We start from the raw sequence: 21,922 nt of genomic DNA, 5'->3' as shown, positions 1-21,922 counted from the left end.
TCAGCTCTCCTTGTGCGGGGTGGCCGGGGCGGGGGCGGCGGCCGCCTTCTCCAGCTGGAACGCCTCGTTGCCGAGCCCGATCCTGGCGTGGGTCCCGGGGCGGGTGGCGCGCAGTACACGGCCGTGGACGAGGCCGATCAGGGCGGCGACGCCGATCAGGGCGGGCAGCAGCCAGCTCAGCAGGGAGCCCTGTTCGGCGGAGACCAGGACGTCGAAGTCGGTGACGGCGAAGCCGAGGACGACCAGCAGGGCGAGGCCGGCGAGGGCGGCGGCGGTGAGCCGGCCGGCCTGTGCGCGTCCCGCGCCGCGGCGGACGAAGAAGACGATGACGGCGAGGGAGGCGGTGGCCATCAGGAGGATCACACCGAGCGCGCCGACGTTGCCCGCCCAGGTGAACAGCCTCAGAACGGGGGTGGTGGGGTCGCCCGCCGGCATCTCGTCGGTGAGGGTGAAGCCGGTGACGACGAGCAGCGAGATGACCGTCTGCAGCAGTGAGCCGAGCGCGGGCGCGCCGCTGGACCTGGTGGTGCGGCCGAGGGCCGCAGGCAGCAGGCCCTCGCGGCCCATGGCGAAGGCGTAGCGGGCCACGACGTTGTGGAAGCTGAGCATCGACGCGAAGATCCCGGTCACGAAGAACAGATGCAGGATGTCGGTGAAGGTGCCGCCGAGGCGGGGTCCGGTGAGGGCGAAGATCAGCCCGGGGCCGTGGTGTCCGGCGCTCGCCACGACGTTGCCGGGGCCGGTGGCGACGCCGATCAGCCAGGAGCTGAGGGCGAAGAAGACCGCGACGAAGCCGACGGCGAGGAACATCACCCGGGCCACGACGGTCTGCGGGCGGCTGGTCTCCTCGGCGTAGACGGGGGCCTGTTCGAAGCCGACGAAGGCGGCGACGGCGAAGCACAGGGCGGTGCCGAGGCCCGCGCCGCCGAGGGTGGCCGGGTTGAAGGCGTGCAGGGACAGGCCCTGCGGCCCGGGGGCGGCGGCGAAGGCGATGTCGAAGACGACGATCAGGGCGACCTCGATGAGGAGCAGCACGCCGAGGACCTTGGCGTTGAGGTCGATCTTCAGGGCGCCGAGCGCTCCGGTGACCAGGACGCCGAGGAGCGCCGGGACCCACCAGGCGGTCTGCGTGTCCAGATGCCGGTCGAGCAGCCCGGCGATCTCGAAGCCGAACATGCCGTAGATGCCGACCTGGAGGGTGCTGTAGGCGGCGAGCGCGACGAAGGAGGCGCCGGCGCCGACGGTGCCGCCGAGGCCGCGGGCGATATAGGCGTAGAACGCGCCGGCGTTGTGGACGTGCCGGCTCATCTCCGCGTAGCCGACGCTGAACAGCGCCATGACGACGCCCAGGATGACGAACAGCAGCGGCTGTCCGACGATGCCCATGACCTGGTACGTGGTGACCATGACGCCGGCCACGACCATCAGCGGGGCGCTGGCGGCCAGGACGGACAGCAGCAGGCCAGGGGTGCCGATCCGGTCGGCCCGCAGCGCCCGTTCCTGGCCCTTGAAGGTGCTGATGCCGGGGCCGCCGTGGACAGGGTGCGGCCCTGCGCCGTCGGCGCGGGCGGCGCCGCTCGTCGTTCTCGAACTGCCCGTAGGCATGGCGGGGTTGTCCTTTCCAGTGGGGATGGAGGAACAGGCTGACCTCGGGTGGTGGTGGACCCGGTCAGGTGGCGCGGTACGCGGTGTCGCGCGCGGCCTTGAAGGCCTTTCTGGCGTCGCGGCCCGTGTAGGCCCAGGGTGCGGGCGTGACGTAGCGGCCGATGCGGTGGAAGAGCGCCGCCGCCTCGGCCATCCTCCCCTCGTAGAACTTGGCGTGCGCGAGGAAGTTGAGGTCGACCTTGCGGCGTGGGTGGCCCTCGCCCTCCCACTCCAGCCACCAGTCGAAGGCGGCCTTCATGACCTGCCGGGCGCGGCGGGTGGACCAGTGGCCGGAGGCGGCCGGGTCGGGTGGTTCGAGGCCTGCGGCGGCCATTACGCGGTAGCGCTCGGCGTGCGCGACGACGGGGAGGACGGCCAGCGGGGAGTCGGCGGGGGCCTGTTCGGCGGCCCAGGCGGCGAAGTCGTAGACCTGGTGCAACGGGTCGTCGGTGTCGCCTTCCTGGTGCTCGGCGAGGCAGGCCGTCATCAGGTGGTGCGCGTGGTGGTGGTCGGGGTGGCGGGCCCTGATCTGGTCGAAGGCGTGCTCGCGTTCGTCGACGGTGCCGGTGCGGCGGGCGAGGGTCAGCACGCCGAGCCAGGGGGTGGGGTCGTGGGGCAGCATCCGGGCGGCGGTCCGGCAGGCGGCGTCCGCGGCCTCGGGGCTGCCCTTGCCGCGTAACGCGAGCTGGACGGTGGCGAAGGCGAGGAGGGTGGCCGCGTCGCCGCTCTCCGGTTCGGCGAGCTGCCAGTCGCCGGCCCAGGCGGCGCCGCCGGGGCAGCGGCCGAGGACGGCTAATCGGTGGCCGCGGAGGTCCCAGTCCTCTCCGGTCTCGGCGAGCAGGGTGCGGACGCGGGACCATCGGCCGTGCGCCAACGCGTCGGTGGCGGCGGCGAGTTCGGTGTCGTCCAGGGCCGGGGTGACGACGGGTGCGTCCTTGCGGCGGGGACGTCCCAGGGGAGGCGGCGGAGGTGGTGGTGGGGGCGGCGGGGGAGTCATGGACCAGGGGACTCCATGGCACGCTGCACCGATCTTCACCTCACTGAATTGTCCCGCCTGCGCAACTGCGGTGGCGCGGTCCACACAAAATCATCACGCACAGCAAAGCGGTAGGCAGTGCTCCGCGTCAAGGTTGCAATCGGAATGGCCGAATTCACCAACTCGCCTTGTGGGGGCGGGGTTTTACGGGGCCGGCACCGAGGTCCGGCCCCGGCCCCTCGGGACACCGCCCCTCAGGACACCGCCTTCGCCGCCGCCCGGCCCGCCGTGCGGCCCGAGAAGAGACAGCCGCCGAGGAACGTTCCCTCCAGCGAACGGTAGCCGTGTACCCCGCCGCCACCGAAGCCCGCGACCTCGCCCGCCGCGTACACCCCCGGCAGGGGCTCGCCGCCCTCGGTCAGCACCCGCGACGACAGGTCGGTCTCCAGCCCGCCGAGCGTCTTGCGGGTCAGGATGTTCAGCCGTACGGCGATCAGCGGGCCGGCCTTGGGGTCCAGCAGCCGGTGCGGCGCGGCGGTGCGGATGAGCCGGTCGCCGACGTATTTGCGGGCCCCGCGCATCGCCGTCACCTGGAGGTCCTTGGTGAAGGAGTTGGCGATCTCCCGGTCCCGGGCGACGATCTCGCGGCGCAGCGCGGCCTCGTCGATCAGCGGCTCCTCGGTCAGCTCGTTCATCCTGCGCGCCAGGTCGGTCAGGGAGCGCTCGACGATGAAGTCCGCGCCGTGGTCCATGAACGCCCGCACCGGGCCCGGTGCGCCGGCCCTGGCGCGGCCCAGCACGTCGCGGATGCTCTTGCCGGTCAGGTCCGGGTTCTGCTCGGAGCCGGAGAGGGTGAACTCCTTCTCGATGATCTTCTGGGTGAGCACGAACCAGGTGTGGTCGTGGCCGGTTCTCATGATGTGCTCGAGCGTGCCGAGGGTGTCGAAGCCGGGGAACAGCGGTACCGGCAGCCGCTTGCCGCGCGCGTCCAGCCACAGCGGGGACGGGCCGGACAGGATCCGGATGCCGTGCATCGGCCAGATGGGGTTCCAGTTGTCGATGCCCTCGGTGTAGTGCCACATCCGGTCGCGGTTGATGATCCGGCCGCCGGCCGCCTCGGCGATGCCCAGCATCTTGCCGTCGACGTGCGCCGGCACCCCGGAGAGCATCCGCCGCGGAGGCGTGCCCAGCCGCTCCGGCCAGTTGGCGCGCACCAGGTCGTGGTTGCCGCCGATGCCGCCGGAGGTGACGATCACCGCCTGGGCGGTGAGCTCGAACGCGCCGGTCACCTCTCGGTTGCTGGGCCGGCCGCGCTCCATGTCGTCCGCTGCGAGGATCTCGCCGCTGACCGTGTCCACGGCACCCGCGCTGCGCGCGAGCCCGGTGACCCGGTGCCGGAAGCGCAGGTCCACCAGGCCGCGGGCCGCACCGGCCCGCACCCGGCGCTCGAACGGCGCGACCAGGCCCGGCCCGGTGCCCCAGGTGATGTGGAAGCGGGGGACGGAGTTGCCGTGCCCGGTCGCGTCGTAGCCGCCGCGCTCGGCCCAGCCGACGACGGGGAAGATCCGGATGCCCTGCCGGTGCAGCCAGGAGCGTTTCTCGCCGGCCGCGAAGTCGACGTACGCCTCGGCCCACTTGCGCGGCCAGTGGTCCTCGGGGCGGTCGAAGCCGGCCGTGCCCAGCCAGTCCTGCCAGGCCAGGTCGTGGCTGTCGCGGATCCGCAGCCGGCGCTGTTCGGGCGAGTCGACGAGGAAGAGGCCGCCGAAGGACCAGTGGGCCTGGCCGCCGAGGGACTGCTCGGGCTCCTGGTCCAGCAGGATCACCTTGCGTCCGGCGTCCACCAGCTCCGCGGTGGCCGCCAGCCCCGCCAGGCCCGCTCCGATCACGATCACATCAGCGTCGTACGCCATCTTCCGCTCTCCTCACCGGGGCACGCCGGACGCCCTGGCCGTCGTGGTGGAAACGATCCTCAGCGCACGAACGGCGGGCGTCAACCGGTTGTTACCGGGTGGTACCGACGGGTGCGCGGGAGAATGGGGTGGTGACGAGGGCCACCACACGGCCGCCGCCGGATGGCTATCCTCGAGCGCATCCCCGCCCCGCCTGAACGAGGTGTGCGACGTGACGGTGATTCTGCTCGCCCTTGGCGCGGCCTGCTGTCTGGGACTCGGATTCGTGCTTCAGCAGGCCGCCGCCCAGCACGCGCCCAAGCAGGACTACCTCTCCCTGCGGCTGCTGCTCGACCTGGTACGGATGCCGCGCTGGGTGGCCGGCATCGGCCTGATGGTGGTCGGTATGGCGCTCGGCGCGATAGCGCTCGGCAAGGGCGACATCACTCTGGTGGAGCCACTGCTGGCGACGAATCTGCTGTTCGCCATGGCGCTGTCGCGGTGGCTGACCAAGCAGCGCCTCGGCCGGACCGGCTGGGCCGGACTGTGGCTGCTGGCGGGCGGCGTGACCGCGTTCATCGTGGCCGGCCAGCCGCACGGCGGCGACAGCGACGTAGGCCAGCCGACACAGTGGCTGATCATGGGAGTGGTGCTGGGCACCGCCCTGCTGCTGGCGGCCGTCGCCAAACGGGAGCGGGTGCACATCAGCCTGGAGGCGGCGCTGCTGGGCGTCGCAGCCGGACTGCTGTACGGCGTGCAGGACGCGCTGACACGGATCAGCGGGGACCGTCTGTCGAACGGCGGCTGGGTGGCCCTGCTCACGGGCTGGCAGCTGTACGCGATCATCGTGCTCGGTGTGCTGGCGCTGGTGATGGTCCAGAGCGCGTTCGAGTCGGCGCCGCTGCGGATGTCGCTGCCGGCGCTGACCGCCGCCCAGCCGCTGGCCGGTATCGCCTGCGGGGTGGGCTTCCTCGGTGACCAACTGGTGGTGACGACGGCGGCGCTGGCCTGGGAGGCGGCCGGGATCGCGGCCGTCATCACGGGCATCGTGCTGATCGGCAGCCATCCGGCGATGCCGCCGGGGGCCGGCCGGGCGGAGAACGTGCGGGAGTTGCAGCCGCACTAGGTGCGCTGTGCGGAGAGCCCTGGCCGGCACCGGGCGGTGCGGTCCCGGCGGCTGGTGGTTGCATGGCCCCATGACCGATCAGCAACCGCTCAACGCGGACGAGCTCCTGGATGTCGTCGACGAGAACGACGAGGTCTTGGGGCAGGCCCCGCGCGCTGAGAGCTACGCCCGCAGGCTGCGCACCCGCTGCGCCTTCATCCTGGTCAGGGACGCCGAGGACCGGATCTTCGTACACCGCCGCACACCGCGGAAGCTGGTGTTCCCCGCGCACTACGACATGTTCGTCGGCGGGGTGGTCGGCGCCGGCGAGAGCTATGACGAGGCGGCGCTGCGGGAGGCCGAGGAGGAGCTCGGCGTCACCGGGCTGGCGCGACCGGAGCCGCTGTTCAAGTTCCTCTACGAGACGCCGGAGCACACCTGGTGGTCCGCGGTCTACGAGGTGCGCTGGACCCGGCCGGTCGCCCCGCAGGAGTCGGAGATCGACTGGCACGCGTTCCTGACCGAGGAGGAGCTGACCCGCCGGTTGGACGAGTGGCCGTGGACGCCGGACGGGCTGGCCGCCTACCGGGAGCTGGTCGCGCGGCGGGCGGCGGGCGACGCCCCGGGGTCCCGGCCGTGATCCGCGCCGGCGGACCGCGGTCGATCGGCGCGGGTGTGCGGCTGTGGTTCTCGCCCGCGCGGATCCGCGAGGAGGGCACGACCCCCGACTACCGCTTCTCGCTCGCCAACGAGCGCACCTTCCTCGCCTGGCTGCGCACCGGCCTGGCGCTGGTGGGCGGCGGTTTCGCGGTGGACCAGTTCCTGCCCCGGCTGCACGAGGGGGTGCGGCTGACGTTCACCGTCGTGCTGCTGGTGGGCGGTGCGGCGTGTGCGCTGCGGGCGGTCAACCACTGGATGCGCTGCGAGCGTGCGATGCGGCGAGGCGAGGACCTGCCGGTCTCCCGTTTCCCGTCGGCCCTGGCGCTGGCCGTCGGTGCGCTGGCGGCGGCGGTGGTCGTGGTGGTCCTGCTGGGCTGGGCGGGCTAGCGGATGGGCGGGCAGCCGCAGGGGCCGCCGCCTCGGCTTCCGGTGCCCGACCGGGACCCCGGGCTGCAGCCGGAGCGGACCCGGCTGGCCTGGCGGCGTACGACGCTGACCTGCGCGGCCGTCGTGGTGCTGGGCGGCCGGGCGCTGCTGCGGAGCGGCGCCCCGGTCCCCGTGGTGGTGTCGCTGGCGGCGCTGACGGGGCTGGTGTGGATCGTCTTCCTGGCGGTCGCGGACCGCAGGGTGCGGTCGTTGGCCACCGGCCGCCCGCCGGACCTGCCGCACGGGCCGGCGTGGGTACTGGTCGGCTGCACCGTCGCGCTGGCGGCGGTCGGCGCGGCGGTCGGCGGGGCGGTCGCGGCGCTGTGAGCGCGGCGGGCGGCCCGGCGAACAAGCCCCGCCCCCCGGAGAACAAGCCCCGCTTCCCCGGGCCCGTGCGAGCCGGCGCCGGGGGTACCGTGACGCGACCCTCTTGGCGCCGGGAGCGGCTCAACCCGCATTCCGGCGACGGGGCGTGACCGGCCATCACCCGAGGAGACCACACGTATGACCAGCACCGAGCCGGCCGTGTCCGAGCCGTATCTCACCCAACTGGCCGCCGGCGTCCATGCGTTCATCCAGCCGGACGGCGGCTGGTGCCTGAACAACGCGGGGTTCGTCACCGACGGGGACACCACTCTCGTGGTCGACACCGCCGCCACCGAGCGCCGGGCGCGTCTGCTGCGCGACCGGATCGCGGAGAGCGGCGCGCCGACGCCCCGCACGCTGGTCAACACCCACCACCACGGCGACCACACCTACGGCAACAGCGTCTTCGCCCCCGAGGCGACGATCATCGGGCACACCGCCTGCCGCCGTGAACTGCTCACCGCCGGGCACCAGTTGCACGCGATGTGGCCGCAGGTGGAGTACGGCGACATCCGCCTCACCGCGCCGACCGTCACCTACACGGACCGCCTGACGCTGCACATCGGCGACATCGAGGTGCACCTGATCCACCCCGGCGTCGCGCACACCCCCGGCGACACCATCGTCTGGCTGCCCCGGCAGCGCGTCGTCTTCACCGGGGACCTGGTCTTCCACGGCGGCACCCCGTTCGTCTTCATGGGCTCGCTGACCGGTTCGCTGCGCGCCCTGGAGCTGCTGCGCGCACTGGACGCGGTCACGGTCGTCCCCGGGCACGGGCCGGTGGCGGGCCCCGAGGTGTACGACGGCGTCGAGCGCTATCTGCGGTTCGTCGACGGGCTGGCGCGGGAGGGCCGGGCGGCCGGCCGTACGCCGCTGGAGGTTGCCAGGGAGGCGAATCTCAGCGGGAGCCCGTTCGCGGCGCTGGCCGAAAGCGAGCGGCTGGTCGCGAATCTGCATCGCGCGTACGCGGAGCTGGCGGGCGCGGAGCCGGGCTCCCCGCTCGACGCGGTGGCCGGATTCGGCGATATGACGGTGATGAACGGCGGGGTCCCGATGGCCTGCCACGCATGACCGGACGCCCCGGCGCAGGGCGCCCGGCACGGCCGGAAACCGTCGCGTGACCCACGCCCCACGCCCCGGCACTGGACTCCATACCGACTAGTCGGCATGATCGTGCTGCGACCAACGATGAACCGTCCACTCCGTACGGAGGAGCACGATGAGCAAGGGCACCCCTCCCCCGCAGCCGGCGGACCGGGAGGCACCCCCCGGCCTGGACCTGGAGCGATTGCGCGCCCATCTGGACCGGGAGCGACCGGGCCTGACCGGCGGGCCGCTGCGCGCCCGGCTGATCGAGGGCGGGCGGTCCAATCTCACCTACCGCGTCACCGACGGCAGGGCCTCCTGGGTCGTCCGCCGGCCGCCGCTCGGCCACGTCCTGGCCACCGCGCACGACATGCGGCGCGAACACCGGGTGATCAGCGCGCTGCACGAGACGCCGGTGCCGGTGCCCGAGGCGCTGCTGCTCTGCGAGGACGAGTCGGTCATCGGCGCGCCCTTCTACGTGATGGAGCTGGTCGAGGGCACCCCGTACCGGACGGCGGGGCAGCTCGCGCCGCTCGGCCCGGAGCGCACCCGTGCCGTGGTGCTCTCCCTGGTCGACACGCTCGTGGAGCTGCACGCGGTGGACCCGGAGGCGGTGGGGCTCGGCGACTTCGGCCGCCCGGACGGCTTCCTGGAGCGCCAGCTGCGCCGCTGGGGAAAGCAGCTGAGCGCCTCGAAGAACCGCGACCTGCCGGGGATCGACGAACTGCACGAGGCCCTGGGCCGGGCGCTGCCCGCCTCGCCCGCGCCGACCGTCGTGCACGGCGACTACCGCCTGGACAACGTCCTGGTCGGCTCGGACGACACCATCAACGCCGTACTGGACTGGGAGATGTCCACCCTCGGCGATCCGCTGACCGACCTCGGGCTGCTGGTGATGTACAGCTCGGACCTGGGCCTGACCGAGTCGCCGGTCAGCACCACCAGCGGCGCCGCCGGCCACCCCTCCCCCGCCGAGCTGATCGAGCGCTATGCCGCCCGCTCCGGCCGTGACACCTCGGCCATCGCCTGGTACACGGCCTTCGCCTGGTTCAAGCTCGCCGTGATCCTCGAGGGCATCCACTACCGCTTCACCCTCGGCCAGACCGTCGGCGCCGGCTTCGACCGGATCGGCGAGCTGGTGCCCGTATTCATCGACCACGGACTCACCACCCTCAAGGAAGGCTGAGGCACCCGCATGGACTTCGCATTCGACGCCCGTACGGAGGAGCTCCGCGAGAAGCTCCTGACGTTCATGGACGAGCATGTGTACCCGGCGGAGGAGACCGCCCACGAGCAGCGGGCCGCGCTCGCCTCGCCGTGGGACACCCCCGCGATCGTCGAGGACCTGAAGGCCGAGGCGCGGCGGCAGGGCCTGTGGAACCTGTTCCTGCCCGACGAGGAGTACGGTGCCGGGCTGACCAACCTTCAGTACGCGCCGCTGGCGGAGATCACCGGGCGCAGCCCGCATCTGGCCCCCACCGCGCTGAACTGCGCCGCCCCGGACACCGGCAACATGGAGGTGCTGACGCAGTTCGGCGACGACGAGCAGAAGAAGCGGTGGCTGGAGCCGCTGCTGGCGGGCGAGATCCGGTCGGCGTTCGCGATGACCGAGCCCGAGGTGGCGTCGTCGGACGCCACCAACATCGAGACCCGGATCGAGCGGGATGGCGACTCCTACGTCATCAACGGCCGCAAGTGGTACATCTCGGGGGCGATGAACCCGCTCTGCGAGATCTTCATCGTGATGGGCAAGACTGCCACTGCCGATGGCCCTGAGGGCGCGGACATCCGCCGCCAGCAGTCGATGATCCTCGTCCCGCGCGACGCCCCCGGGCTGGTGGTCAAGCGCGCGATGCAGGTCTACGGCTACGAGGACCACTCCCACGGCGGCCACGCCGAGGTGATCTTCGACAATGTCCGGGTGCCGGCGTCGAACCTGATCGGCGAGGAGGGCAGCGGCTTCGCCATCGCCCAGGCCCGGCTCGGCCCCGGCCGGATCCACCACTGCATGCGGCTGATCGGCATGGCCGAGCGCGCCATCGAGCTGATGTGCCGGCGCGCGGTGAGCCGTACGGCCTTCGGCAAGCCGCTGGCCCAGCAGGGCGTGGTCCACGGGTGGATCGCGGACGCGCGGGTGGCGGTGGAGCAGCTGCGGCTGCTGGTGCTGAAGACCGCCTGGTTGATGGACACCGTCGGCAACAAGGGCGCGCACACCGAGATCCAGGCCATCAAGATCGCCACGCCGCGCACGGTCGTGGACATCCTCGACCAGGCGGTGCAGCTGTACGGCGCGGCCGGGGTCAGCCAGGACTTCCCGCTGGCGGAACTGTGGGCGGGCGCGCGGACGCTGCGTCTGGCGGACGGCCCGGACGAGGTGCACCAGCGGTCGCTGGCGCGCCGGGAGATCAAGAAGTATCTGTAACGGCGTTACGGACGCAGCGAGGGCGTTACGGGCGCAGCGCGCGCAGCAGGAGGTCGGCCAGGTGGTCGGCCACCTGCTGCGGGCTGAGCGGCCCGTTCTCGCGGTACCACGTGCCGAGGTGGTGCACCGAGCCGAAGTGGTAGTCCACGACGAGGTCGGCCGGGATGTCGGCGGCGAAGACCCCGGTGTGCTGGCCCTCCTCGATCAGCGCCCGGAACCGCTCGTGGTAGCGCCGCCGTTCGGCCCGTACCTGCTTGTCCTTCTCGGGGCTCAGATGGTGCATCGAGCGGAAGAAGATCTTGGTGTCGTCGAGGTTCTCGATGGTGGTGACGACGACGTCGGCCGCGGCGTCCCGCAGCCGCCGCTCGACCGGCGCGTCGGCGTCCGCGAAGTGGTCCAGCCGCTCCTGCTGGAGCCGCAGCACCCGGCCGTAGACCTCGTGCAGCAGATCGTCCTTGGAGCCGAAGTAGTGGTAGAGGGCGCCCTTGGTGACGCCCGCCGCGTCGACGATCTCCTGGACCGACGTGCGGTCGTAGCCCTGCTCCGCGAAGAGCCGGGTGGCGGTGGCCAGCAGTCGCTGTGCCACGGGCTTCGCGCTCCCGTTGCCGTTGCCTTCCGTCGTGCCGGCCATCGCCCTCACCTGTCCTTCGTGCGTACGCGCCTGCGGGTTCATGCGCGGTGGCGCAGCTCCCGTCGGAGGATCTTGCCACTCGTCGTCTTCGGAAGCTCGGGCAGGATCTCCACCACCCGGGGATATTTGTACGCCGCGAGCCGTTCCTTGCAGTAGGCGGCCAGCTCCGCGGGGTCCGCCGGTGCACCCGCACGCAGGCTCACATACGCCTTGACCGACTCGCCGCGGTAGGCGTCCGGCACGCCGACGACGGCCGCCTCGCGCACCGCCGGGTGGGTGTGCAGGACGTCCTCGACCTCGCGCGGCCACACCTTGAATCCGGACGCGTTGATCATGTCCTTCTTGCGGTCGACGACATACAGCCAGCCGTCGGGGTCCATGAAGCCGATGTCGCCGGTGCGCAGTTCGCCGCCCGGGAAGCCCTCCGCGGTGGCGTCGGGGCGCCGCCAGTAGCCGGGGACGACATGCGGTCCGCTGACCGCTATCTCACCCGGTTCGCCGAACGGCAGGTCCCGGCCGTTCTCGTCGATGATCCGCACGACGCTGTCGGGCCCCGGCACACCGACGGCGAGCGTCCCGGAGGCCTTGTCGACCGGCGCCTCCCGGCCGGGCGGGACGCTGGCGCAGGGGGCGGTGCACTCGGTCAGGCCGTAACCGTTGTGCAGGTACGGGCCGAGGCCGGTGCGGAACTTCTCGATGAGGGCGGGCGGCACCGGCGCGCCGCCGGAGGACATCAGGGCGAACGACGCGAAGTGGTCACGAGTGACGTCGGGGTGAGCCATCAGCGCCATGTACGCGGTGGAGGGGCCGACCGTGTAGGCGGGCCGGTGCTCCAGGAAGGCGTCCAGGACGACGCCCGCCTCAAAGCGGTAGGCGAGGACGAGGGTGCCGGCGTTGGCGAGGCAGGTGGCCAGTTCGCAGACCATGCCGGTGATGTGGAAGAGCGGGGCGAGCGCGAAGTAAGTGGCGCCTTCGGGCAGGGCGTGGCCGATGCGCTGGCGTTCGGCGTTGTAGATGACGTTGCCGTGGGTGTTGGTGGCGCCCTTCGGGGTGCCGCTGGTGCCCGAGGTGTAGCTGATCAGCGCGACGTCGTCGGCGGTCGGCTCCGGCTCGTCCGGCACGCCGCGTGGCTTCCCGGCCGTACGGGCCACGGTCAGCAGGTCGTCGGCGCCGTCGCGAGAGCCCGGAGACGGGCGCTCGCCGCGCAGCACCCGCGCGTCGTCGCGCGTCTGCAACTCCCATTCCGAGGTGGTGAGCGCGATCCGCACGGAAGGCGTCGCGGCGGCGGTGGCGCGCAGCCAGCCGTCCCAGGTGTGGTCGGCGCAGATGACGGCGGTGGCCTCGGCGTCGTCCAGGATGTGCCGCAGCTCACCGGACTTGTACATCGGGTTGACGGGCACCGCCACGCCACCCGCCTTCCAGACGCCGAGCAGCGCCAGCACGAAGTGCGGGGTGTTCTGGAGCATGACCGCGGCCCGGTCGCCGGGCCGGAATCCGCGGCCGGCGAGGTGGGCGGCGATGCCGTCGGAGAGCGCGTCGGTCTCGGCGTAGGACAGCCGGCCGTCGAAATAGGCGAGCGCCGTGCGGTCGGGGGCGCCGCGGACCGCGGCCCGGAAGGCGTGCAGTGTCGACGGGGGCGGCTGGACCGGGGCGCGCTGGGCGTCGTTGAGCTGCGCCAGCCACGGCTTGTCCTGGTAGGAGGTCATCGGGGTGCGGCCCTTTCTTCCTGATCGCCTGATCATCCCTGTGCGGAACACCTGGGGTGCCGTGGGGGTGGCGGTCCGGGCACTGCCGGGCCGCCACCGCCCTGCGCGGAGCCTCCTACGCCCGGCCCTCGGCCTGCTCCAGCTTCTGCTGGAGGTGGTTCATGCTGCCCAGCCAGCGGTCGGGGTCGGCGGCCCGTGCGGTGTAGTAGCCGGCCACCTCCGGGTGCGGCAGGACCAGGAAGCGGCCCTCCTCCATCGCGGTGAACAGCGCGTCGGCGACGGCGTCCGGCTCGATGGCGCCCGGGGTCAGGACCAGGTCACCGGCGGCCCCGGTGGCGGCCAGCATGTCGGTGCGTACGCCCTGGGGGCAGATGGCGTGCACCTCGACGCCCCGGTGGCGGTAGGTCGCCGAGAGCCATTCGGCGAAGGCGTAGGCGCCGTGCTTGGTGACGCTGTACGGGGCGGAGCCGACCATGGTGAGCAGCCCCGCGGCGGAGACGGTGGAGATGAAGCGCCCGCTGCCGCGCGCCAGCCACTCCGGCACCAGCTCGCGGGTGGCCCGTACATGCGCCATGACGTTGACGTCCCAGGCCAGCGCCCAGTCGTCCTCGGGGGCATCGGGTCCGCCGCCGGTGCCGACGCCGGCGTTGGCACAGAAGATGTCGATGGCGCCGCCGAGCGCGTCGCGGGCGGCCGGGACGATGGCGGAGGCGTCGCCGGGCACCACCTGGGCGCCGATCTCGGCGGCCGTCTGCTTCGCCTTGGCCTCGTCCAGGTCGTTGACCACGACCCGGGCGCCTTCGGCGGCGAACCGGCGGGCCAGTGCCGCACCGATGCCCCCGCCCGCCCCGGTCACGACGACGGCCTTGTCCCGTACGGCTTCCACGCTGGTTTCTCCCTCGGTAGCGTCGACACGACTGACGAGCAGACTAACCAGTCGGTATGTCCCAGCGGAAGAGCGCGTCCCGGCGGAAGCGCCGGTATCGGTCATCGGACGGTCACGGGCGAGGTGCGTTCCGTAATGACATCGGCCGCGTTAGCGTGCGCACGACACGGAATCGCCGCATCGAGACGCTCGTCGATCGCTGAACGTCGGTCGTCGGGCGTCGATCGATCAGCGTCGGCCGAACGTCCGTCACTACCCCGATCCACGGAGGTGTGCGCATGGCCCTGTCGAGACGCGTTCTTCTGGGACACCTGGCGGCGACCGGAGCGGCCGGAGCCGCGGTCACCGCGGCCGCCGGACCCGCCCACGCCACGCGGCCGCCGCACGGTGGCGCCCGTAAGGTGCGTACCGGCTTCGATCTGCTGGCCGCCGACGGCTACCGGCTCCTGGACGGCCGCCGGGTCGGCATCGTCACCAATCCCACCGGCGTCACCCCCGGGGTGGAGCACATCGTCGATGTGATGCACGCCGACGACCGGGTGCGGCTGACCGCCGTCTTCGGGCCCGAGCACGGCTTCCGGGGCACCGCACAGGCGGGCGGCTCCGAGGGCCGCTACGACGATCCGGCCACCGGGCTGCCGGTGTACGACACGTACAACAAGAGCGGCAAGGAACTCGCCGACATCTTCCGGGCCTCCGGTGTCGACACGATCGTCTTCGACATCCAGGACGTCGGCGCGCGCTTCTACACCTACATCTGGACGCTGTACGACTGCATGGTGGCCGCCGTACTGGCGGGCAAGCGCTTTGTCGTCCTGGACCGCCCGAATCCGGTCACCGGCCGCTCGGCCACCGGTCCGGTGCTGGACAAGGCGTATGCCTCGTTCGTCGGCCGGGAGCCGATCTCGCAGGCGCACGGGATGACGGTGGTGGAGCTGGCGCTGCTGTTCAACGGCGAGTTCGTACCGAAGTCGGCCGGGCGGCCGGTGCGGCTGGAGACCGTCCGGATGACCGGGTGGCGGCGGGCCGACTTCTTCGACGCGACGGGCCTGCCGTGGGTGCCGCCGAGCCCCAACATGCCCACCGCGGACACCGCGCTGGTCTACTCCGGCACCTGCCTGTTCGAGGGCACCAACCTCTCCGAGGGGCGCGGCACCACCCGGCCGTTCGAGCTGCTGGGCGCGGACGGCATCGACCGGCGGTGGGCGGAGGCCGCCGGCGGCCTCGGCCTGCCCGGTGTGCACTTCAGGGAGGCGTACTTCGCCCCGACGTTCTCCAAGTTCCAGGGCAAGACGATCGGCGGCGTCCAGCTGCACGTCCACGACCGCGAGGCGTTCGACCCGGTACGCACCGGCATCGGGCTGCTGGTGACCGCGAAGCGGATCTGGGACGGCTTCGCCTGGCGCCCCGACCACGGCATCGACCGGCTGACCGGCTCGCCGAGGGTACGGAAGATGATCGACGCGGGCGCGGGGACGGATGAGGTGGTGGCCGCCTGGGAGGAGGACCTGGAGCGGTTCCGTGCGGTGCGGGAGAGGTATCTGCGGTACCGGTAGGGGGCCGCGTAGGGGAACTGGTGGGGGGAAGCTGTGCCTTGAGCTACCCCTAGGGGGTCTTCGAACAGATCCCCTAGGGGACGCGAAGGCCCCCTGCGGGTCCACAACGCAGGGAAGGCGGGCGGTATTCCCCTGGCCGCCACCCGATACCGGCCATTGTGTCTGTTGACTGCCGGCTGTACCCGGCGTGAGAGTGCGGCCCGTGCAGAGTAAGGAAAGTGACACCACATCAGGCGGGGCCGTTGCGGCGCCCGCCCGGAGCGCCGGGAGCACCGAGAGTCTCCGGCGCGTGGCCGTGGCCTCGTTCATCGGGACGGCCATCGAGTTCTACGACTTCTACATCTACGGGACGGCCGCCGCGCTCGTTCTCAACCAGGCGTTCTTCCCGACGCTCGCGCCGGTCAACGCCACCCTCGCGGCCTTCTCCACCTATGCGGTGGCGTTCGCCGCGCGGCCCCTCGGCTCGGTGATATTCGGCCACTTCGGCGACCGGGTGGGCCGCAAGTCGGTGCTGGTCGCCTCGCTGTTGCTGATGGGGCTTTCCACGGCGCTCGTCGGACTGCTGCCGGGTTACGGGACGTGGGGCATCTGGGCGCCGCTGCTGCTGATCGCCCTGCGCTTTCTGCAGGGCATCGGGCTGGGCGGGGAGTGGGGCGGGGCGGCGCTGCTCGCGGTCGAGCACGCGCCCAGGAAACGCCGCGGGCTGTATGCCGCATTCCCTCAACTCGGCCCTTCCGTCGGCTTCTTGGCGGCGACTGGAGTGTTCTGGCTGCTGTCCGCCGGGCTCGACGACGCGGCGTTCCGCTCCTGGGGCTGGCGGGTGCCGTTCCTGTTGTCGTTCCTGCTGGTCGGGGTGGGCCTGTTCGTCCGGTTGAAGATCAGCGAAACGCCGGTCTTCGCGAAGGCGATGAAGGCGCGGGAGGCCAGCAGGGTCCCCGCCGTCGACGTCTTCCGCCGGCATCCGCGCGAACTGCTCCTGGGCGCGGGCGGCATGATCGTCGCGTACGGCCTCTTCTACACCGCGACGACCTACTGCCTCTCCTACGTCACCGGCCCCCTCGGTGTCCCCCGCAGCACGATGCTGGGCCTCTCCCTGGTCGCCTGCCTCTTCCTGGCAGCCGGCACCTGGCTCGCCGCCACCCGCTCCGACGGCTCCGGCCGCCGCAGGCTGGTCCTCACCGGGTGCGGCCTCGCGGCCGTCTGGGGACTGGTGCTCTTCCCGCTGCTGGACACCCGACAGCCGGTGCTGATCGCCGTGGGCCTCGGCGGCGCGCTGTTCTGCATGGGTGTGGTGTACGGCCCGATGGGCGCCTATCTGCCGGAGCTGTTCGGCACGGCGGTGCGCTACTCGGGTGCGTCGCTCGCCTACAACCTGGGCGGTGTGCTGGGCGGCGCGGTGGCCCCGCTGGTCGCCACCCGGTTGCAGTCGGGCTTCGGGTCCGCCTCCGTGGGTTGGTACGTCAGCGCCATGGCGGTCGTCTCGCTGCTGTGTGTGCTGGCACTGCCCGAGACACGGGAGCGCGAACTGGTGTGAGGCGAGCGGGGTTTGACCGCTCGGTGTCGCTGAATCCCCCGTCAACCGGAACGTGTCACCCGGTCACGGCCTGAGCCACCACCGCTCGCTCTCCGCGGTCAGCGCCTCCCACAGGAGGTTGAGGGGATGGCCCGCGCCGTAGGAGTCCCGCTCGCCGCGGCGGGTGAACACCCCGACCAGCACCTCGGTCGTGGGCCCCACGTCCCCGACGATGTCCAGGGTCCGCAGCCCGCCGGCCTCCGGGAGGCGGCCGTCCGCCGCCGCCTCCCCGATGCCCCGGGTGACCAGCATCGCGCCGCTCACCACACCGGAGCGCAGCAGCTCGAAGCCGTAGTGCGCGGCCTCTATCTCCGCGGCGATGGACAGCTTCTGGCGGTATTCGGGCCCGTACCACGCCTTGAGCACCCGGCCGATCACACCGCCCGAGACGACCAGGGGCAGCCGGGGCAGGTCACGGGCCCGGAAGGAGGTGCCGGGCAGCCGGTCCTGCGGCAGGTTCGTCAGCAGGGACAGCCCGCTGCGCCGCCATTCCATGACCTCGTACGGCGCCAGCAGCTCCGCCTCCTCGCCCTCGGTGACCACCACGCTGCCGCAGACCAGATCGAGTTCCTTGGAGCGCAGCTTGGTGAAGAGGTCGCCGGTGCGGACGTGGGTGACCTTCAGGTCGACGTCGTCGCGTTCGTAGTCCTCGCTGACGCGTTCCACCGCGTCCAGGAGGAAGCCGAGCGTGTAGCGGGTGGTGCCGACGGACAGCGTTCGGCCCAGCCGGCGGCGGGCGTCGTGCACGCCGTCCGACCATTCTCCGAGCGTGCGCCGCGCCAGATCGACCATCGCCTCGCCGGTGGCGGTGAACAGGGCGTCTCTCCCGCGCCCCTGCTTGAGGACCAGTTCCTCGCCGCACAGCGCGGCAAAGGTGCGGTTCATGGTGTCCAGTTGCTTCTGCACGCTGGACTGTTCGCGGCCCAGCCTGCGGGCGGCGCCGAGCGCGGTACCGGTCTCCCGCACCACGATCAGCGTGCGCAACTGGTCCATGGTCGTGTCAAGCAGTTCGGACGGATACTGCTGCGGACCCAACAAGGCCATGCGCGCCTACTCGCCTTCCAACTCCCCCGGGAATTCAGGACTGTGCAGCATAACCCGGCTCCGGAACCGGCCCCGAGGTAGCCACCGTCACACGGTCCGCCACGCACGCGAACGCCGGCCCCGGGCGAATACCCGGGGCCGGCTGCGTAGTTGCTGCGTCGTTCCTTCGGCTCCTCCCCCTACCGGTGCGCGGGGAATTCCACCACCTGCTGGTAGGTCGGCCGGTTCTGCCAGCTGATGGCGTCGTGCGTCAGACCGCCCACCGCGCGGTGGATGATCGCGTCCGCGCACCACTGGTCGCCGGCCTTGCAGCTGTCGTCGCCCGGGTAGACCTGCTCGGCCGTCTTCCCGGTCGCCTGCTTCAGGGTGGCGAGCAAGGTGTCACGGCAGGCCGCCAGTTGGCCCTGGCCGCAGTACCGCGCGGCGAGCGGTCCCGCCACCTTGTCGCCGAGCACCGCGCGCAGGTCCTTGTCGGCGTAGCTCCACCAGCCGTACTGGAACGCCGATCCCGCGTGCGCCCCGGTCGGGCCGTGACCGGCCGACGGGGACTCGTCGATGGCGAGGTTGGCGCGCAGCGCGTCGTAGAGGTCGCCGCCGAGGCCCGGCTTGAAGGCGCCCTCGATGAGCAGCGGCCACCAGGCGTCCATCAGGCGTACCGCGTCGGGGTGGGTGTAGGTGTGCGAGCCGGCGGTGGTCTCGCGGCGCTGTGCGCCGTCCTTGCGCCAGGCCTCCAGCTGCTGCACGGCGGTCCGCAGCCCGGGGTCGGTGAGCGGCTTGCTGCGCAGCACCCGCAGGAGTTCCGGCAGGACGTCCTCGCCGCGCAGGTCGGTGACGGCGGCCTCGGCCATCGCCCGGGTCAGGGACGCGCGGGTCACCCCGCCGTCCTCGGTCAGCGCGCGCACCCGGTCGTCCAGCAGATTGCCGCGGTGCACCGAGCCGTTGCCGAAGCCGGCCGAGTCGTAGTCCTCGGCCTGTTTGTTGTTCCAGGAGATGTAGTAGTCCTGGTTGACGGACTGGGGGTGCTGGGCGGGCGGGGTGTAGTCGGTGGTGTTGGTGGTGGGGTCGTAGCCCTGCCATTCGTAGGCCGCGGCGGCCTTGATGGGCAGTGCGGGGTCGACGTCGGGGTTGCGGACCGGGTTGAGGCCGCTGTTGTAGTAGGCGATGTCGCGGGAGTCGGCGTAGAACCAGTTGAAGGCGTAGCCGATGTGCCGGGTGGCCTTCTGGAAGGTCTTGGCGTCGCGGACGTACGCGGGGTCGTTGAGCATCTGGAAGCCGATGATGGAGTCGGCTTCGTGGCGGTAGGTGGAGCGCAGCGCGGTGTAGGCGACGGGTTTGCCGTCGATGGTGGCGCGGTGGGTGACGGTCCCGTACTTGGTCCGGAAGATCTGCATCCGGTACGAGCCGGCGGCCGTGGGGTCGGCGATGGTGGGCTTCCAGGAGTTGGTGCGCTCCAGCTTCTCCATGGGTGTGCAGCGGCCGTGGTAGCGGTAGGACGTGGCGTCCTTGGTGGGCTGGGAGCCGTCCGCGTTGCACAGGTCGACGGCGTAGGTGTCGGTGATGTCCTGGCCGGCGGAGGTGGCGCTCCAGGAGTAGTCCTGGCCGCGGCCGAGCTGGACGTACATCCCGACGCCGGCGAAGGAGGCGCCGCGGGCGCTGATGCCCGGTCCCTGGATCTCCTGGAGCATCAGCAGCTGTGGCGCGAAGTAGCCGGTCTGCGGGCCGAAGACGGCGACCGGGTTGCCGCTGGCGGTGTGTTTGCCGGAGACGAGCAGGGCGTTGGACATCCCGCGGCGCTGGGTCGGGTCGAGGCTGCCCTTGGGGAGCACCCCGTCCTTGAACAGCCCTTCCAGTTTCCGGAACTTCTTCGGGGCCTTGACCGGGTTACGTGGTGGTGTCGCGTCCTTGGAGGCGGCGGCGCCGGTGCGGTCGAAGACGAGCGGTTCCGGGGTGACGGAGTCGCGGTCGGGCAGCGCGGTGCCCTTGGCCCTGGCCGGTTTGCCGGCGTACGGGAAGCTCTGTCCGTTGTGCAGGGTCTTCGCGGCCTCGGGGTCGTTGCGCTCCCGGAAGGACTCCCAGACCTTGGTGCCCTTCTCGACGCCGTACTTGTGCTGGGCGGCGAGCAGGGCGAGGGCCTGCGGGACCTCTCCCCCGCCGCCGTTGCCGAAGAGGCCGCCGACGACTGAGGCCAGCGCGATCAGGTCGGTGAGCTTGAAGGGCTTGATCTCACCGGCGTTGGTGATCGCGTCGACATGTCCGGTGAGGACGTATTCGCCGGGAAAGTAGCGGCCGTTCTTCGACTGCTCCCGGTAGGCGTTGATGCCGTCGACATACGCCTGGGCGTCCGCCATGGCCTGCTTGCCGCGCGCTCCGTTGCTGTCCCGTATGCGCTCGACCTGGGCCTGAAGATCCGCCTCGGTGTACGGGGCCGACGGCCAGAACTGCTGCTCCAGGCCCTGGTTGGCGGGCGCGCCGCCCGCGAAGGAGGTCAGCTCGCCGCGTCCGATGTGACGGAAGAGATCCATCAGCCACAGGCGGTCCTGGCCGGCGGCGTAGCCGGCGCCGAATTCGGTGCCGTAGCGGGTGGTGCCCTTGATGTGCGGGACGCCGGTCTTCTCGTCCCGGGTGATCGTCACGTCGTCGCGCGGCGAGGTCACCTTGCCGACCTGGCCCTCGGGGACCCCGAACGAGGCGTCGTTGAAGAAGTTGGTGAGGGTGTCGTCGGTGAGCGACTGGTATCCGCCGGCCAGCGCGCCGTAGGGGGCGAGTTGGTCGGTGGAGTGCCCGGGGTGGGTGCCGAACAGTTTGTTGCCGAGGATCTCCATCAGGGTGGCGTTGCCGTTTGCGCCCGGCGGCAGGATGTCGGCGCACTGGCCCTGGCAGTAGTCGGTGGCCTCGGAGGATTCCGCGGCCGCGGTGGGGGGCGGTGCCAGAACCGTGGCACCCAAGGCGAACAGGGCTGCCGCGGCGGCGGTCCTGAGCCTTCCGGTACGTCGTCGCATTCCTGCTCCTCGGTGGGGTCCGCCCTGCTCCTGGAGGGCCTGGAGCAGGGTGGAGCGGACGTTACCGGCGGTTACCTGTTACCGGAAGGTGAACAACAGTCACCTTTTCGAATTCCCCACAGACGGCGCCGGGCGGCGCCGCACTCCGCACCACACGGCCGCACCACCCCGGATCCGCAAGAAAATTCGATGGATCCAGCTGGTGATCGGCTACGTCCCTTCCCTGTCCAGTCGGGTCCTCCCCACGGAGGTGGGTAGAAAATGGCCGGTTTCAGAGCCCTCGCGGAACAGGTCCGCAATCCACGACTCGTCGCGGCTCAGCGGCGCACCGCCCTGCGCAAATGCCTGGAGCGCTTCGCTCCGTACGGGCATCGGGCGACCTGGCACCATCTGTGCACCCGGGTCGGGATCGCGACACACGATCGTGACCCGGACCCGGAGCGGCTGGTCGCCGCGCTCGCCGAACTGGAGGAGGCCCGCACCCTCTGGCTGGCGTACGAGGACGAGTTCGCCGCCCGGCGCCGCAGGGAGAAGTTCCACGGCATCCGTCAGCCGAGCGCCATCGACGACTGGCACCGGCGCACCTGGGGCGGCTGTGACATCGTGCCCTGCGAGTCACCCCAACGGCACCCGGCCGCCCGCCTCGCGGTGGTGCTCCGCCGCATGATCGCCGCCATGGAGTCGGGCCGCCCCCGCCGCGACTGCCCGGTGTGCGGCGGCACCCGCTTCAGCTGGCTCCCGGAGCCGTCCGGCTGCCCGGCCTCCGGCCCCGCGTGCCGCGAGTGTGGCGTGCTGGCCCCCGCGTCCGTCCTGACGCCCGACGCGCTGCTTGCCGCGGGCGGAGCCCGGGGGAACGGGGCCTTCGCGGCGGCCTGAGGGGAAGCGGTTCGCTCCGCGCATCCCCGACCCGCCGTCACGGCCGGCCGGCTCCGGCTTCCGGCTCGTTGTCAGAC

Annotated in this window: 18 protein-coding genes; 10 read left to right on the top strand and 8 right to left on the bottom strand. The window is 71.8% G+C overall.

What is annotated here, in order from left to right; all coding sequences use genetic code 11:
• From FCH28_RS32480 to FCH28_RS32470, 3 genes are all read right to left on the bottom strand, one after another.
• Window positions 1-1,605: an APC family permease gene (locus FCH28_RS32480; protein WP_136743791.1), complete on the bottom strand. Its 1,605-nt coding sequence runs from the start codon at window positions 1,603-1,605 to the stop codon at window positions 1-3.
• Window positions 1,606-1,669: 64 nt separating this feature from the next.
• A complete protein-coding gene (locus FCH28_RS32475; protein ID WP_136743790.1) occupies window positions 1,670-2,641 on the bottom strand; it encodes a hypothetical protein in 972 nt (323 codons plus the stop codon).
• 233 nt (window positions 2,642-2,874) lie between these two features.
• Window positions 2,875-4,530, bottom strand: coding sequence for an FAD-binding dehydrogenase (locus tag FCH28_RS32470; protein ID WP_136743789.1), 1,656 nt, complete (start codon window positions 4,528-4,530; stop codon window positions 2,875-2,877).
• A gap of 211 nt (window positions 4,531-4,741) precedes the next feature.
• Here FCH28_RS32470 and FCH28_RS32465 point away from each other — a divergent pair, with 211 nt between their 5' ends.
• From FCH28_RS32465 to FCH28_RS32435, 7 genes are all read left to right on the top strand, one after another.
• Window positions 4,742-5,635 (top strand): DMT family transporter, encoded by an 894-nt coding sequence (locus FCH28_RS32465; protein WP_136743788.1) that lies wholly within the window; start codon window positions 4,742-4,744, stop codon window positions 5,633-5,635.
• Window positions 5,636-5,705: 70 nt separating this feature from the next.
• Complete coding sequence (locus FCH28_RS32460) at window positions 5,706-6,254, top strand: NUDIX hydrolase (RefSeq protein ID WP_136743787.1); 549 nt, start codon at window positions 5,706-5,708, stop codon at window positions 6,252-6,254.
• Window positions 6,251-6,661: a YidH family protein gene (locus FCH28_RS32455; protein WP_136743786.1), complete on the top strand. Its 411-nt coding sequence runs from the start codon at window positions 6,251-6,253 to the stop codon at window positions 6,659-6,661. Before FCH28_RS32460 ends, FCH28_RS32455 begins: the two co-directional genes overlap by 4 nt.
• 42 nt (window positions 6,662-6,703) lie before the next feature.
• Window positions 6,704-7,027, top strand: a complete 324-nt coding sequence (locus FCH28_RS32450; RefSeq protein ID WP_342781680.1) for a DUF202 domain-containing protein — start codon at window positions 6,704-6,706, stop codon at window positions 7,025-7,027.
• Window positions 7,028-7,204: 177 nt separating this feature from the next.
• Window positions 7,205-8,137, top strand: a complete 933-nt coding sequence (locus FCH28_RS32445) for an MBL fold metallo-hydrolase (protein ID WP_136743784.1) — start codon at window positions 7,205-7,207, stop codon at window positions 8,135-8,137.
• Window positions 8,138-8,285: 148 nt separating this feature from the next.
• Window positions 8,286-9,338, top strand: a complete 1,053-nt coding sequence (locus tag FCH28_RS32440; protein ID WP_136743783.1) for a phosphotransferase family protein — start codon at window positions 8,286-8,288, stop codon at window positions 9,336-9,338.
• A gap of 9 nt (window positions 9,339-9,347) precedes the next feature.
• Window positions 9,348-10,574: an acyl-CoA dehydrogenase family protein gene (locus tag FCH28_RS32435; protein ID WP_136743782.1), complete on the top strand. Its 1,227-nt coding sequence runs from the start codon at window positions 9,348-9,350 to the stop codon at window positions 10,572-10,574.
• Window positions 10,575-10,599: 25 nt separating this feature from the next.
• On the opposite strand, the gene FCH28_RS32430 is transcribed toward FCH28_RS32435, so the two are convergent.
• The 3 genes from FCH28_RS32430 to FCH28_RS32420 all read right to left on the bottom strand — a co-directional run bounded on the left by FCH28_RS32430 (window position 10,600) and on the right by FCH28_RS32420 (window position 13,797).
• Window positions 10,600-11,205: a TetR/AcrR family transcriptional regulator gene (locus FCH28_RS32430; protein ID WP_136743781.1), complete on the bottom strand. Its 606-nt coding sequence runs from the start codon at window positions 11,203-11,205 to the stop codon at window positions 10,600-10,602.
• Between the two features lie 38 nt (window positions 11,206-11,243).
• Complete coding sequence (locus FCH28_RS32425; protein WP_136743780.1) at window positions 11,244-12,911, bottom strand: AMP-binding protein; 1,668 nt, start codon at window positions 12,909-12,911, stop codon at window positions 11,244-11,246.
• A gap of 115 nt (window positions 12,912-13,026) precedes the next feature.
• Window positions 13,027-13,797, bottom strand: a complete 771-nt coding sequence (locus FCH28_RS32420; protein WP_187363981.1) for an SDR family oxidoreductase — start codon at window positions 13,795-13,797, stop codon at window positions 13,027-13,029.
• Between the two features lie 278 nt (window positions 13,798-14,075).
• On the opposite strand from FCH28_RS32420, the gene FCH28_RS32415 reads away from it, so the two are divergent.
• Window positions 14,076-15,353 (top strand): exo-beta-N-acetylmuramidase NamZ family protein, encoded by a 1,278-nt coding sequence (locus FCH28_RS32415; protein ID WP_136743778.1) that lies wholly within the window; start codon window positions 14,076-14,078, stop codon window positions 15,351-15,353.
• A gap of 289 nt (window positions 15,354-15,642) precedes the next feature.
• Window positions 15,643-16,887 (top strand): MFS transporter, encoded by a 1,245-nt coding sequence (locus FCH28_RS32410; protein WP_136743777.1) that lies wholly within the window; start codon window positions 15,643-15,645, stop codon window positions 16,885-16,887.
• 63 nt (window positions 16,888-16,950) lie between these two features.
• On the opposite strand, the gene FCH28_RS32405 is transcribed toward FCH28_RS32410, so the two are convergent.
• Window positions 16,951-17,970, bottom strand: a complete 1,020-nt coding sequence (locus tag FCH28_RS32405) for a LysR family transcriptional regulator (protein WP_136743776.1) — start codon at window positions 17,968-17,970, stop codon at window positions 16,951-16,953.
• Between the two features lie 179 nt (window positions 17,971-18,149).
• A complete protein-coding gene (locus FCH28_RS32400) occupies window positions 18,150-20,969 on the bottom strand; it encodes a penicillin acylase family protein (RefSeq protein WP_136743775.1) in 2,820 nt (939 codons plus the stop codon).
• A 261-nt stretch (window positions 20,970-21,230) separates the two neighbouring features.
• Between FCH28_RS32400 and FCH28_RS32395 the strand changes: the two genes are divergently transcribed.
• Window positions 21,231-21,845 (top strand): hypothetical protein, encoded by a 615-nt coding sequence (locus FCH28_RS32395; protein WP_136743774.1) that lies wholly within the window; start codon window positions 21,231-21,233, stop codon window positions 21,843-21,845.
• Window positions 21,846-21,922: the final 77 nt, after the last annotated feature.

The sequence above is a fragment of the Streptomyces piniterrae genome, assembly GCF_005048155.1.
Lineage (GTDB): Bacteria > Actinomycetota > Actinomycetes > Streptomycetales > Streptomycetaceae > Streptomyces > Streptomyces piniterrae.
Note: the sequence above shows the minus strand (reverse complement) of the source record. Positions and strands in the feature narration are given on the sequence as shown.

What these genes read in the sequence shown, in the direction of transcription:
- FCH28_RS32480 (WP_136743791.1), bottom strand. Translation starts at nt 1,605, where the DNA reads ATGCCTACGGGCAGTTCGAGAACGACGAGCGGCGCCGCCCGCGCCGAC.
- FCH28_RS32460 (WP_136743787.1), top strand. Translation starts at nt 5,706, where the DNA reads ATGACCGATCAGCAACCGCTCAACGCGGACGAGCTCCTGGATGTCGTC.
- FCH28_RS32425 (WP_136743780.1), bottom strand. Translation starts at nt 12,911, where the DNA reads ATGACCTCCTACCAGGACAAGCCGTGGCTGGCGCAGCTCAACGACGCC.
- FCH28_RS32405 (WP_136743776.1), bottom strand. Translation starts at nt 17,970, where the DNA reads ATGGCCTTGTTGGGTCCGCAGCAGTATCCGTCCGAACTGCTTGACACG.
- FCH28_RS32470 (WP_136743789.1), bottom strand. Translation starts at nt 4,530, where the DNA reads ATGGCGTACGACGCTGATGTGATCGTGATCGGAGCGGGCCTGGCGGGG.
- FCH28_RS32430 (WP_136743781.1), bottom strand. Translation starts at nt 11,205, where the DNA reads ATGGCCGGCACGACGGAAGGCAACGGCAACGGGAGCGCGAAGCCCGTG.
- FCH28_RS32400 (WP_136743775.1), bottom strand. Translation starts at nt 20,969, where the DNA reads ATGCGACGACGTACCGGAAGGCTCAGGACCGCCGCCGCGGCAGCCCTG.
- FCH28_RS32440 (WP_136743783.1), top strand. Translation starts at nt 8,286, where the DNA reads ATGAGCAAGGGCACCCCTCCCCCGCAGCCGGCGGACCGGGAGGCACCC.
- FCH28_RS32475 (WP_136743790.1), bottom strand. Translation starts at nt 2,641, where the DNA reads ATGACTCCCCCGCCGCCCCCACCACCACCTCCGCCGCCTCCCCTGGGA.
- FCH28_RS32415 (WP_136743778.1), top strand. Translation starts at nt 14,076, where the DNA reads ATGGCCCTGTCGAGACGCGTTCTTCTGGGACACCTGGCGGCGACCGGA.
- FCH28_RS32445 (WP_136743784.1), top strand. Translation starts at nt 7,205, where the DNA reads ATGACCAGCACCGAGCCGGCCGTGTCCGAGCCGTATCTCACCCAACTG.
- FCH28_RS32435 (WP_136743782.1), top strand. Translation starts at nt 9,348, where the DNA reads ATGGACTTCGCATTCGACGCCCGTACGGAGGAGCTCCGCGAGAAGCTC.
- FCH28_RS32395 (WP_136743774.1), top strand. Translation starts at nt 21,231, where the DNA reads ATGGCCGGTTTCAGAGCCCTCGCGGAACAGGTCCGCAATCCACGACTC.